Here is a 12,101-nt window from a genome sequence, read left to right on the forward strand (position 1 = left end):
GTAATAAAACCCTGCAGTAAAACCGCGCGGCGTTCCCGCGCGGCGAGACCGATGCAATATCCACGGAAAGACCACCATGCTCGCGCCTACTCTCAAGCTGCGTGTCGCGTCAGTCAGCGCGCCGACCTCGCTGATCAAGTCCCTCACGCTCGAAGCTGAGGACGATGCGCTGCTGCCCGGCTACGAGCCGGGCGCACACATTCAGGTTGAGATCCCTGCGGCCGATGGCGGCGTCGCGCAATGGCGCTCGTATTCGCTGATCAACACGGATCCGCGAGTCGATACGCGCGCGGGTGTGCGTGCCTACCGCCTCGGCGTCCGGCGCGATGACGAAGGCCGCGGCGGTTCGCGCTTCATGCACACGCTGCAGGCGGGCGCCACACTCACGGTGCGCGCACCCGTCAACCACTTCCCGCTCGCCGCACCGCCCTCGGTCATCCTGATCGCGGGCGGCATCGGCATCACGCCGATGGCGGCTATGGCGGCGGAACTGAGCAGGCAGAACCGCGACTACTCGCTGCACTTCTCGGGCCGCACGCGCGATGCGCTGCCGTTCGTCGAAGAACTGCGTGCCGTCGCGGGCAAGCGCCTCGTGCTGCACGCCGACGACGACAACGCGACGCGCCTGTCGATCGACGCGCTGCTCGACGGCGCCGAGGTCAACCAGCCGATCTACGTGTGTGGGCCGTCCGGCATGATCGACGCGGTGCTCGCGGCGGCACGCCAGCGCGGTTGGCACGAGTGCGATCTGCATTACGAACTGTTCAGCGAAGTTGCACCGCAGGACGGCGACAGGACGTTTGAAATCGAACTCAAGTCCTCGGGCAAGGTGCTGACCGTGCCCGCTGACAAGTCGGTGCTCGACACCCTGCTCGATAACGGCGTCGACGTCATGTACGACTGCCGTGCCGGTTACTGCGGTCTGTGCTCGACCCATGTGGCGAGCGGCGACATCGAGCATCGCGACACCTACCTCTCCGATACGGACAAGGCGGGGGGGAAAGTCATGCAGGTGTGCGTGTCGCGCTGCAAGAGCGAACGCCTCGTGCTCGACCTATGACCTGTCGCACGGTCATCCTGAACATCACCAGACAAACATCCAACGGAGCGCCGCATGAGCGAAACCCAGGTTACCTATGAACTCGACGGCGCCGTTGCGCTGATCGGGCTGAATCGTCCCGAGAAGCGCAACGCGATCAACGAGGAAGTGATTGCGCAACTGCGTGATGCCGTCAACCGCGCCGGCGACGAAGCCATGTGCGGCGTGATCTACGGCCATGGCGGTCACTTCTCCGCTGGTCTCGACCTGCGCGAGGCGCTATCGCGCGCCACCGGCCAGACCGCCCCGCCGAAGAAGCGCCGCCGTCATTCGTGGCACGAAGTGTTCGACCTGATTGCGCGCGGCCCTATTCCGTTCGTCGCGGCGCTGCACGGCGCCGTCGTCGGCGGCGGTCTCGAACTGGCGACGGCGGCACACGTGCGCGTCGGCGACAACTCATGCTTCTTCGGGCTTCCCGAAGGCCAGCGCGGCATTTTCGTGGGCGGCGGCGGCACGGTGCGCATCCAGCGTGTGGTCGGCTACACCGTCATGGCCGACATGATGCTGACGGGCCGTCTGCTGACCGCCGAGGAAGGCCAGCGCGAGCACATCATCACCTATCTGACGCCAATCGGCGGCGCACTCGACAAAGCCAGGGAAATCGCCGCAAAAATCGCGCAGAACGTGCCCGACACCAACTGGCGCATCACCAACCTGCTGCCGCGCGTGAACGATCTCTCGCATGAGGACGGCCTGTTCCTCGAGTACATGAGCTCGAACATGATGCGTTCTCCCGAAACCGCCGCACGTCTGCAGAGTTTCGTGGACGGAAGCGCCAAACTCGTCAAGCCGGAGTAAAGCAACGATGAATGCACCCGCAGAACTCACGCCGCAGGAAGCTGCGGCACTGGCCCATGTGAAGGCCGCCGAAAAGCTCGCCGCGCAAATCCCGGTTGCCGCCGGTGTCAAGCCGCGCGATATCAGGCGCGCAGCCGTGATCGGCGCGGGCACAATGGGCGGTGGTATCGCGATGGCGCTCGTGGCGGCCGGCATCCCGGTCACGCTGATCGACGCGAACGACGAAGGTCTGCAGCGCGGCCTCGCACGCATCAGCGACAACTATAACCAGAGCATCAAGCGCGGCAAGCTGGACGACGCCACGCGCGATGCCCGGCTCGCGCTGATCACGGGCTCGACCGCGATCGCCGACGTCAAGGACGCGGACATCGTCATCGAGGCGGTGTTCGAAGATCTCGGCCTCAAGCAAGGCATCTTCCGCGAACTCGATCGCCACGCGAAGACTGGCGCGATCCTCGCGACCAACACGTCGGGCCTCGACATCAATGAGATCGCGGCTGTCACGACGCGCGCGCAGGACGTGGTGGGCGCGCACTTCTTCAGCCCGGCGCACGTGATGCGTCTGCTCGAGGTCGTGCGCGCCGACAACACCTCCGACGAGGCGGTCGTCACGCTGATGGAACTCGGCCGCCGCATGGGTAAGGTGGCGGTGTACTCGCTCGTGTACCCGGGTTTCATCGGCAATGCGCTGTTCCGCAACTACAATCGCGAAGCCCACTTCCTCGTCGAAGACGGCGCGCTGCCGCACGAAGTCGATGCCGCGCTCAAGGATTTTGGCTATGCGATGGGTATTTTCGCGGTGCACGACATGGCCGGCAACGACGTCGGTTACCAGACGCGCAAGGCGCAGATGGCCACGCGTCCGAACGATCGCCGCTGGAACGACCTGATCATGAAACTGGTCGAGATGGGCCGCCTCGGGCAGAAGAACGGCAAGGGCTGGTACCGCTATGAAGCCGGCGACCGCACGCCATATCGCGACCCGGAGATCGAGCAGTACATCGTCGAGGAATCGGCACGCCTGGGTATCACGCGCCGTTCGATCCCGAAGGAAGAGATCATCAAGCGCTGCATGTACGGCATGATCAACGAAGGCGCGAAGCTGCTTGAACAGGGTATCGCGCTGCGCGCGAGCGATATCGACGTCGTGTACGTGACAGGCTACGGCTTCCCGGCCAAGCTCGGCGGCCCGATGTACTACGCCGACCAGATCGGCCTCGCCAAGGTCTATCAGGACATCAAGCGCCTGTACGAAGAGTACGGCTACTGGTGGAAGCCTGCGCCGCTGCTCGAAAAGCTCGCGGCCGGTAACGGCAGGTTTGCCGATCTCTGATCTCCGCCATCAACCATGCTGCCCGCTTCACGCGGCAGCATGGCTCGAATAGAAAGGCCAGACCTCATGTGAATGAGTATCTGGCCTTTCTTTCTTGACGAAGCACAACCCAGGTGTTTCGTTGTCGGCGCAAAAGCTCTCCCACACGCACAACGAGGCAACCGGGCGTGATCCGGTCTGCAGGACGAGCAAACGCCACGCATAAGCGTGGCGTCCGAGGCATGGCATGCCGGGAAACCCCATGCATACCTGTACGGCTTGTTCCTGACCGGTCAGAACAGGTGACGAATACCGACTTGCACGGCGAGCTGGTTGGCAGTGCTCGAACGCCCGTTCCCAAAGATTGCATTCGTACCGACGCTGGCGCCGTATGACATCGGCGTCGAGATCAGGAAGTTGTCAGCAAATTGGCGACCAGCAAATGCATGCTGCAGGGTGCCAAAGGCATACACGTCCGTACGCTTGGACAGGTGATAGTCGGCACCGAAGCTATACAGATTGAATTTGCCGAGCTTACGCTGATCCATATAGGTAAAACCAGCGCCGAACGTCATAAACGGCGAAGCCTCATAGGTTAGGCCTGCTTCATAGCCGCTTGACACAACGGTGCCAAGCGTCCGGCTATTCGCACTCGTGTACGTGTAGACACCGTTCAAGGCGAAACGATCACCGAGACGCACTTGACCAGCCAACGCTGCCGTGTAAATCGCATCGGCCTGTAGGGCGTATTGCGCCATCGTACCTGCGCCCGGTCCACCAGTTGCACCGACGGCACCGCCTTGCGTGCGGGTAAAGCTTGCGGCCAACGAGTACGGCGCCTTCAACGAAGCGGTCGGGCTGTACTTCAGGCCAGCACTGAATACGCTTGCGGCACCGTTGAACGTTCCGCCGAGACGTCCCGGCGTATTGCTGAAACCATACATCACGCCAGCACCGAAGCCATGCCAGATCGGCGTTTCATAGCGCACCATGTTGCTGACTGGCTCACCCGCCAGGCGGTCGACGTCATACGAACCGTGGAACGCATACGACGGCGCGAACTGGGCAACGTTCGTGTAGTACGAAATGTAATCGTAGATGAAATCGTAGTCGTAACCGGCAATCAGGGTACCGAACCTGTCGCTCGTCAGACCGACAAAAGCGCGGCGGCCGAACAGCGCGCCGCCGTGACTCGCCGTACCGGTATTCAGCGAGAAACCGTTCTCGAGCGTGAAGATTGCCTTCAGACCGCCGCCCAGGTCTTCGACGCCACGCAGACCCCAGCGCGACGCCTGATTGATGCCGTCGTCGAGCTTGAACTGCGAGCTGCCTTTTACGTTGTTCACGTAGGTCAGGCCATTGTCGATAATGCCGTACAGCGTGACGCTGCTTTGTGCATGCACCCCTACCGAAGCCAGCGCTGCAATCGCGCCTGCCAATAGTTTCTTCCTCATGTCCACGTCTCCACCTATCTCATTTTTTCGGAGCAAACGAAATTTGCTGGTCAGCTTCGCACCGGAACCCGAACCATTCCGGTTCCGGTCACTCAAGCCCGCCCGCTACACTCGCCACCGGCTCTAATATTCCACCGACCGTCTCGTGGAATACTATCCACGATTTTGATGCATACCTGTTGGTGCGCGCAAGAATACGTTTAGGATATCGACCTATCGTTTTCCCTCACCGGTCATGCGAGCAGACTACGCGGCGCGCAAAGGCTTGCCAGATTGGGGCGTTGGAGGGGATAGCGGGAGTGCAGGTGGGAACTGCAGCATGGGAATGCGTAAATCGCGCGGCTCAGCGATGTATGCGTACAACGTATACCTATTGCGTCTGGCCGTCAGTTCAGTTTGGCAGCCAAAAGAAATGCCCCTGGGAGCTCAGCTCAAAAAACCAGGGGCAACGAACGGCAGGGGAGCGGGACTCGACCATCCCGGAAGACGCCAATACGGCGCATCAACGATCGTCGTAAGGCGGTTCCGTTGAGGAAGAACCACCGTCACGCCCAGGCGTGGGCGCACTCGCGAAGTACTCTTCCGGCAAAGTGGCGAGGAACTCCGAAAAGCCCGGCGAGTGCTCGGCCATGGCGGCTTCGGCGGCGGCTTCGTCGCCGGAAAGCAACGCCTGAGCGAGCTTCTGGTGATCGTTGATGGCCTTCTCGCGGCGGCTCGGCGCGAGGAACGGCTTGGGCCGGTAACGCGAGATCAGGCGGCGGATGGAACGAATCTGATCAGCCAGATAATCGTTGTGGCAGGCGTTGCAGAGCACTTCGTGGAATGCCACATTGGCCCGGGCGAAACCGCGCGGATCGTTATCCTGCAAGGCGGCCACGCCTTCGTCGATCGCCTTTTGGAGCGCCGCTCGCTGTTGATCGTTCATTCGCCGCGCGGCGAGGCGGGCCGACACTACCTCAAGCTCGCTGAGCAGTTCAAGCACGTCACGCAGTTGCGGCACCGACATCTTGCTCACGAATACGCCCTGCCGCGGCACGATCTGTACATACCGCTGTGCGGCGAGCTGCTGAAGCGCCTCGCGGATTGGCGTGCGCGAGACATTGAAGCGAGTCGCCAGTGCTCGCTCGTCCAACGTTGCGCCCGGGACCAGCTCGCCTCGCTCAATTTCCGCTTCGAGAAGGGCCTTGATTTCAACCGACCGGCTTATTTTTGGGATCTGGCTCATCGAACGAGAATGACAGACATAAAAGGTTTAGCAGAAAACATGAATTCCTATGATACCGCATAGGTATACCAGATACGCATTTCCCGACTAGCGATAATGGGAAACGGCGCCATATTTGCATACGGCGCCGTCGGGACAATGCTCGCCAAACAGGTCTTACGAATTCTTCTTCAGATGACGCGTCGCACGGAGGTAATGGAAGGCGGACCAGATTAGCACCACGCTCGCCGTCAGCATCGCGTAGCGCACACCATTGGCCGAGGCGTCATGACATGCCGATGCAAATGGACCCTGCAACACGGCCGCGGCACCATGCGGCCCTTTCGGCACGGTACAGACCGCATGGAAATCACCTTGCGTGAACAGGTGCGATGCGAAACGATCACTGAGAAAACCCACCGTCGGCGTACCGAGGCCCTGACCGATCAGGTTCATCAGCAGGAACACAATGGCCGACGCGGTAGCACGCATGCGCGGCTCGACGATGCTCTGCACCACCGCGAAGGTCGGGCCGTTCCACACGTTAAGCAGGATCGTGCCCATGAACAGCAGCGCGACGCTCAGCTGCCACTGATCTGCGATGAAGGCTAGTGCCAGCAGCGGGAAACCAAGTCCAGTACCCAGCGCCGGGATTCGCGCATACCAGCGGCGATCGTTGACGCCGACCCGGTCCGCACACACGCCGCCGAGCGTAGTGCCGATGATGCCGCCGACGCCGAGCACCAGACCGAAAATCACACCGGCCTGGGCAAAGCTCATGCTGTAGACGCGGATGAAATACATCGGGATGAACAGGTTGATACCGTACTGGCCAAACGCACCGATCACCGTGCCGAGCAGCATCTGCACGAAGGCGCGGCTCGAGGTCAGCCGCTTGAACACCACGCTCAGGGGCGGAGCGCTGGCGCCGGTGCCGGCTGCGACACCATCGGCGCCGCCGCGCTTGGGCTCACGCAGTGTCAGCCATGCCAGCAGGCCAAACACGAGCCCCGGCAGGCCCACCACAAAGAACACTGGACGCCAGCCCAGATGCTCCACGAGCCAGCCGCCTCCGAACGCGCCGGCCAGCACGCCGATCGGCGGTCCCAGCGCATAGAGGGCGAGCGCGCTCGCCCGGCGGCGCGGACCGAACTCGTCGGCGATCAGCGAGTGTGAGGTCGGCGTGCTGCCGGCTTCGCCGATACCCACGCCGAGGCGATACAGCATCAGTTGCCAGAAGCTGCCTGCCGTGCCGCAAAGCGCGGTCATCGCCGACCAGGCGACGATCGAGACCGAGATCAGCACGACACGGTTGAATTTGTCAGCCAAACGCGCAATCGGTAGACCAAGCACCGAATAGAAAATCGAAAACGCGAGGCCGCCTAGCAGCCCGACCTGATAATCACTGAGGCCCATGTCCATCTTCACGGCCTGACCAACAACCGCGACGATGATGCGATCGACGAAGCTCGACGCATAGATCAGCACCAGGATCAGCAAAAACCATCCGCGATACCAGCTGCTGCTCGATCTCGTGCCCACATTCTGGGCGGTCAGTTCTTCCATATTGCGCGTCTCCACTCATTCGGGGCTCGGGCGGCCAGGCAAGTCAACTCACCTACCCTATATCGAACCTTCTTGTATGCCACGGTATGCATCGTGGAATTTCAATTCGATTTTGATGCATAACTGGTGGTCGCGCAATCGGAACGTGACCTTGAAGCGTCATCGTTTTCACCTAGCCCAACTTGCGAACGCGTTCCCTTTGGGCAGCCATCACAACGGACCGCGCGCTACAGATTGTTTGCTGGTATGGAGCGCCCTCACCGACAGCAGTCGCGCAGTCGAACATCGGGAGCGTCGCCAGGGAAGCCGGCACGCGGGCCACGCTCACGCTGATTCAGGCCTGAGGCCAAAAACTTACGCGTCGGGCTCTGCTACGAATTGGCCGGCTCCGCGGACGGCACCAAGCCGCTTTCCATTCCATAACGCACCAGGTCCGCGTCTCGCTCGATACTCAGTTTGAGCATTGCCGAGCTCTTTTGCGTACTGATCGTTTTTTTACTGCGACGCAAAAGCTCGCCAATTTCTGTCACAGTCATCCCGGAAACAAACAGGCGTACGACCTCCAGTTCACATCGCGTCAATGGGGCTCCGGCCGTGTTGCCGCGCGCACCCGGGTTGATCGTGTCTGAGATCGCCGCCACGCGCGGCGACAGATAGCGACCATTCGCGTAGGCGGCATGTACCGCGATCGTCAGGCTACTGATCGGATCAGCCTTGCTGAAAATACAGCAGTGGCCTCCCTGCATCAGCAACCGCACAACCGCCGGATTTTCCATCATGCTCAGCACAACCACCCGCACGTTCGGAGAGTGCTGGCGAATGGCAGCGAAAAGCGCCAGTCCGTCGCCATAACGTCCGCCGGGCATCACGTAGTCCGAGACAACCACGTCGCAAGGCGAGTTGGCCAGCGCGGCCATCAGTTCGGTCGAATTTTTCGCCGTGCCAACAACCGAGATCGTGCTGCTTCTTTCGAGTTCGTATCGCACGCCTTCGAGAATCACTGGATGATCGTCTGCGAGTATTACGCGAATTCTTGATGTGGTCATAGTCGACTTCCGTCGCAATGTAATTTGAGGCGTTAGAGACGCCATTAAAAGTGAGGGGCGGAATTCTCGTGTCGTGTCCTATTGACAACGAACGGGCAAGACTTTATCTACGCCGCATCGGATCAGTAATAGGCTTAGTCTTATAAGTGAGGAATATCAGAAAAATAGGACAGGCGTACGTTCGCGGTCTTGAGCAGTCTGTGTGCGGTCGCGACCACGTTCCCGCGCAGTGACGGTGACCAACCCAGATGTTTCGTGCAATGCGCAGTTGTTCGTCGCGATGGCGTATGTAACGCGTGACGACGGACGCGCCTATGTCACTTCGAGCGCCAGGATCCCGGACCTGCACTTGCCACGTATGCGTTCTTCAGTGCGACTATCCGGTCAACGACGGAATCCAAATCCGCAAGAATGCAAGCATCCCGTCAGGGCTTTACCTTCTCAATGTTATTTGCAAGGGCGAATCGCTTCCTGCACTTATTCTGTGGAGGAAGAACCGTCCGGCATCTTCTGCGATGAAGTCACCAGCCCATTTTCCATCGCATACCGAAACAGATCGACTTCTCGTTCAATGCCGAGTTTTTCCATCGCCTTCGATTTCTGTGTGCTGATCGTTTTCTTACTGCGACTCAATTTCTCGGCAATCTCGTTCACAGTCAGCCCGGATGCAAAAAGACGCACAACTTCGGACTCGCGCTGACTCAGCACGTCCGATGAGCCCCTGCCCCGACGGTTCCAGTCGATCGACTGGACGATCTGATTGATCGTTGGCGAATAGTATTTGCCGCCGCTATGGACGGCATGAACGGCGGGGATAAGGTGGGCGCCAGCATCGGATTTGCTGACGATGCACGTTACACCTTGTGTAACGAGCGCACGTATCACCGCCGGGTTGTCGAGCATGGTTAGAACGACGATCTTGATCTCGGGATAGCGACGTTTGATGAGAGAGAACAGCGCGATTCCGTCACCGTAGTCGCCCGCAGGCATTGCGTAATCGGATACGAGAACGTCGCACTGTGTGCTCGTTAGAAGCGCGATCAGCTCAGTCGAATTCCTCGCTGTCCCTACCAGCTGGATTGTCTTCACCTCTGCGAGCTCATGCGAAATACCGCTGAGCATGACGGGGTGGTCATCGGCAAGGATGACCCGAATCGCGAACGCATCCATATTGTCAATATCATCGAGATAGGACATTTGTATGATAGTCAGCGGCGGGATGTTTGCTCTGCGGGTTTACCTTCACGTTTTGCGATCGTTGGTTTCTTAGCAGCCAAACACCTGAGGCGTTTAATTTATTGCGTGGAAGGTCGCCGCAGTCCATCCTCGTCATCGTTCACTCCCGTATTCGAGTCTAAATCTCCAGGGAGCGCGCTTCCCGGCGCCTCAACCAGCGACCTGCCGCGGTGACCAGGCAGCGCTTGCTGAACATGATCTCTCTGCCTTGCAAAGTCGCTTCGGCGATCGTTCGATCACCTACTCTCCTTAGCGAGGGGCCGCTCTCGTCCCGTCGACGGGCCGTGTAAAGGCTTGTGACCCGAGCCGGATGCCCGCGCGCGGCAATCGAACTCGCGAAACGCCCGCCGCGCTCATTGCGGCACACGAAGTAGTATTCTCCAGTGCACACGTTCGACCGATCATCTGACTCGAGGAGCCGAGCCCATGGAAAGCACACTTGTCGTGGCGGCATTCGCTTTTGTCGGTAGCCACTTTCTCCTGTCCCATCCGCTGCGGGCCGGTATGGTCCGGGCAATCGGCGAACGGGCCGCCATGGGCGTCTATTCGCTGATCGCGATACTGACGTTCGGCTGGATGGTCATGGCTTACGACCGGACGCCCGTCTCCGAGCCGCTATGGCCGGCAGGCAACGTGGTGTGGACGATTGTGACCGTGGTGATGCTGATCGCATCGATCCTTCTGATGGGCTCGCTGATCCGCAACCCGGCGTTGCCCACCGTTGGCCGGCCCGCCGCTCTTCCCGACGCGGCGCACGGCGTGTACGCGGTGACACGTCACCCGATGATGTGGTCGTTCGCGCTTTGGGGGCTGTGCCATATCGCCGTGCTCCCGGTCACCCGGAACATCGTGCTTGCCGGGGCGATCATCGTTCTCGCGCTGGTCGGTGCCGCGTTGCAGGACCGCAAGAAGCGGCGTCTGCAACCGGATCTGTGGCCCGCATGGGAGTCGCAGACGAGCTATCTGCCGTTCGCGGCGATCGCCGCCGGCCGCGCGCGGCTGGGCGGGTTCGGCATGCACGCGCTGATTGGTGGCGTGGTGTTCTGGCTCGTGGCGACCTGGGCGCATATCCCGCTCTCCGGCTGGCCCGCGGGCATCTGGCGCTGGCTCTAGCCGGCCGATTCCACAAGATTTGTTCTCGTGGCGCAAGACTCTTTGTCCACGGTGTGTGTTCGAATTCGCGGCGGATGCGCCTACAGTGCGCTGCATCGGGTCCATCGATTCGAACGGCCAGCAGGCCGAATCAATCACACTGTGAGACAAACCACCATGTCAGTCCAGCAGAAACTCGCCGAACTTGGTCTCGAACTGCCTACTCCGCCGCAACCGCTGGGCAGCTATACGGCTGTCAGCGAAGCCGGCAATCTGCTCTTCATCTCCGGGCAGGTGCCGCTGTCCGCCGGCAAAATGATCTACATGGGCCGCGTCGGCGAGACCCTGACGCTCGAAGAGGGCCGCAAGGCGGCCCAACTCGCCGCGCTCAACGCGCTCGCGCAGATCTCGCGGCATCTCGGCGGCTTCGAGCGCCTGCATCACATCGTTCGCGTCGAGGGGCACGTCAGTTCCGCCGATGGCTTCTACGATCAGCCCGCCGTGGTCGACGGAGCTTCGGATCTGTTCGCTGCCGTGCTGGGTGACAAGGCGGGACATGCGCGCTCGGCGTTCTCGCATAGCCAGGGGCCCGCCAACGCCGCTGTGGTGATCGTCGTCATTGCTGAGATCCTGCCCGCCTGACCGACACGTGCGACGCGCGACGCATGCGGTGCCCGCCGACCACATCGGCGCGAGCGTTGTTCATGTCACCACTCCTTGATGGCCACGTCGTAGTCCTCGTCGTAGAACGCGACCAGAAACTCTTCGGGCATCAGCCACGAGTCGACGCTCACGCTTTGCGTGCCAACGTCGACCGCGACTTTCGCGTCGGGGTCCACCGACTTCATTGCATGCTCGATCATCGAAACATCGTCTGCGCGGATTTCTGTTTTCATCGAGAACTTCACGTTTCCCCTCCTCAGTCAGCAACGTTGGATACCGAACGGGACGATGCCCGTCCAGCATGGCGTGTCATCAACCAGCCGCTGACCTCGCACCGATCGCACCGTCGAATGACGATGCCGATACTAGCGCCGCCTGCCGTTTCCTGCTCTGTCGCGGCAAGCTCGCCCTGAATCGGATCAACCCGCGTTCGCGTTGCGCTGATGCGTCGCCACGCGCTGCGATTGCGATTGCGGTTGAGGTTGCGCCGCCATCGCGCGCGAGACCATTTCGTTTTGCTTGATGATCCTGTCGATCTCGGCGTCGGCCTTTGCATCGTACCGCGCAAAAACGTCGGTGCTATAGCGCGTGTTCTGCGCTGCGCCCAGCTGCGAACCGGACTCGTCGCGCG

11 protein-coding genes and 1 pseudogene are annotated in these 12,101 nt (G+C 60.9%); 5 read left to right on the forward strand and 7 right to left on the reverse strand.

The window, feature by feature from the left end; translation table 11 throughout:
- The first annotated feature begins 76 nt into the window (after positions 1-76).
- From AB4Y34_RS24675 to AB4Y34_RS24685, 3 genes are read left to right on the forward strand one after another with little or no spacing between them, the layout of a single operon-like run.
- Positions 77-1,060 (forward strand): PDR/VanB family oxidoreductase, encoded by a 984-nt coding sequence (locus tag AB4Y34_RS24675; RefSeq protein ID WP_176377689.1) that lies wholly within the window; start codon positions 77-79, stop codon positions 1,058-1,060.
- Positions 1,061-1,114: 54 nt separating this feature from the next.
- Entirely contained in the window at positions 1,115-1,897 is a 783-nt protein-coding gene (locus AB4Y34_RS24680; RefSeq protein ID WP_368717490.1) for a crotonase/enoyl-CoA hydratase family protein, read from the forward strand.
- Between the two features lie 7 nt (positions 1,898-1,904).
- Positions 1,905-3,230 carry a 3-hydroxyacyl-CoA dehydrogenase gene (locus AB4Y34_RS24685; RefSeq protein WP_176377687.1) on the forward strand — a complete coding sequence of 442 codons (1,326 nt, stop codon included), beginning with the start codon at positions 1,905-1,907 and terminating at the stop codon, positions 3,228-3,230.
- A 272-nt stretch (positions 3,231-3,502) separates the two neighbouring features.
- On the opposite strand, the gene AB4Y34_RS24690 is transcribed toward AB4Y34_RS24685, so the two are convergent.
- The 5 genes from AB4Y34_RS24690 to AB4Y34_RS24710 all read right to left on the reverse strand — a co-directional run bounded on the left by AB4Y34_RS24690 (position 3,503) and on the right by AB4Y34_RS24710 (position 9,676).
- Positions 3,503-4,759 (reverse strand): porin, encoded by a 1,257-nt coding sequence (locus AB4Y34_RS24690; RefSeq protein ID WP_368717491.1) that lies wholly within the window; start codon positions 4,757-4,759, stop codon positions 3,503-3,505.
- 406 nt (positions 4,760-5,165) lie between these two features.
- The gene (locus AB4Y34_RS24695; protein ID WP_176377686.1) at positions 5,166-5,888 is read right to left on the reverse strand and encodes a GntR family transcriptional regulator; all 723 of its coding nucleotides are present in this window, start codon (positions 5,886-5,888) and stop codon (positions 5,166-5,168) included.
- A 156-nt stretch (positions 5,889-6,044) separates the two neighbouring features.
- Complete coding sequence (locus AB4Y34_RS24700) at positions 6,045-7,433, reverse strand: MFS transporter (RefSeq protein ID WP_176377685.1); 1,389 nt, start codon at positions 7,431-7,433, stop codon at positions 6,045-6,047.
- A 371-nt stretch (positions 7,434-7,804) separates the two neighbouring features.
- The gene (locus tag AB4Y34_RS24705) at positions 7,805-8,479 is read right to left on the reverse strand and encodes a response regulator transcription factor (protein WP_176377684.1); all 675 of its coding nucleotides are present in this window, start codon (positions 8,477-8,479) and stop codon (positions 7,805-7,807) included.
- Positions 8,480-8,956: 477 nt separating this feature from the next.
- A complete protein-coding gene (locus tag AB4Y34_RS24710) occupies positions 8,957-9,676 on the reverse strand; it encodes a response regulator transcription factor (protein WP_176377683.1) in 720 nt (239 codons plus the stop codon).
- Positions 9,677-10,141: 465 nt separating this feature from the next.
- Between AB4Y34_RS24710 and AB4Y34_RS24715 the strand changes: the two genes are divergently transcribed.
- A complete protein-coding gene (locus AB4Y34_RS24715) occupies positions 10,142-10,828 on the forward strand; it encodes an NnrU family protein (protein ID WP_176377682.1) in 687 nt (228 codons plus the stop codon).
- A 156-nt stretch (positions 10,829-10,984) separates the two neighbouring features.
- On the forward strand, positions 10,985-11,449 hold the full coding sequence (locus AB4Y34_RS24720; protein ID WP_176377681.1) for a RidA family protein: 465 nt from the start codon (positions 10,985-10,987) through the stop codon (positions 11,447-11,449).
- Positions 11,450-11,514: 65 nt separating this feature from the next.
- On the opposite strand, the gene AB4Y34_RS24725 is transcribed toward AB4Y34_RS24720, so the two are convergent.
- Positions 11,515-11,703, reverse strand: coding sequence for a copper chaperone (locus AB4Y34_RS24725; protein ID WP_217709927.1), 189 nt, complete (start codon positions 11,701-11,703; stop codon positions 11,515-11,517).
- 186 nt (positions 11,704-11,889) lie between these two features.
- A pseudogene (locus AB4Y34_RS24730) lies at positions 11,890-12,101 on the reverse strand (EmrA/EmrK family multidrug efflux transporter periplasmic adaptor subunit); the annotation flags it as partial.

The organism is Paraburkholderia sp. BR10954 (assembly GCF_040965775.1).
Taxonomy (GTDB): domain Bacteria; phylum Pseudomonadota; class Gammaproteobacteria; order Burkholderiales; family Burkholderiaceae; genus Paraburkholderia; species Paraburkholderia youngii.

What these genes read in the sequence shown, in the direction of transcription:
- AB4Y34_RS24695 (WP_176377686.1), bottom strand. Translation starts at nt 5,888, where the DNA reads ATGAGCCAGATCCCAAAAATAAGCCGGTCGGTTGAAATCAAGGCCCTT.
- AB4Y34_RS24720 (WP_176377681.1), top strand. Translation starts at nt 10,985, where the DNA reads ATGTCAGTCCAGCAGAAACTCGCCGAACTTGGTCTCGAACTGCCTACT.
- AB4Y34_RS24700 (WP_176377685.1), bottom strand. Translation starts at nt 7,433, where the DNA reads ATGGAAGAACTGACCGCCCAGAATGTGGGCACGAGATCGAGCAGCAGC.
- AB4Y34_RS24715 (WP_176377682.1), top strand. Translation starts at nt 10,142, where the DNA reads ATGGAAAGCACACTTGTCGTGGCGGCATTCGCTTTTGTCGGTAGCCAC.
- AB4Y34_RS24710 (WP_176377683.1), bottom strand. Translation starts at nt 9,676, where the DNA reads ATGTCCTATCTCGATGATATTGACAATATGGATGCGTTCGCGATTCGG.
- AB4Y34_RS24685 (WP_176377687.1), top strand. Translation starts at nt 1,905, where the DNA reads ATGAATGCACCCGCAGAACTCACGCCGCAGGAAGCTGCGGCACTGGCC.
- AB4Y34_RS24680 (WP_368717490.1), top strand. Translation starts at nt 1,115, where the DNA reads ATGAGCGAAACCCAGGTTACCTATGAACTCGACGGCGCCGTTGCGCTG.
- AB4Y34_RS24705 (WP_176377684.1), bottom strand. Translation starts at nt 8,479, where the DNA reads ATGACCACATCAAGAATTCGCGTAATACTCGCAGACGATCATCCAGTG.
- AB4Y34_RS24675 (WP_176377689.1), top strand. Translation starts at nt 77, where the DNA reads ATGCTCGCGCCTACTCTCAAGCTGCGTGTCGCGTCAGTCAGCGCGCCG.
- AB4Y34_RS24725 (WP_217709927.1), bottom strand. Translation starts at nt 11,703, where the DNA reads ATGAAAACAGAAATCCGCGCAGACGATGTTTCGATGATCGAGCATGCA.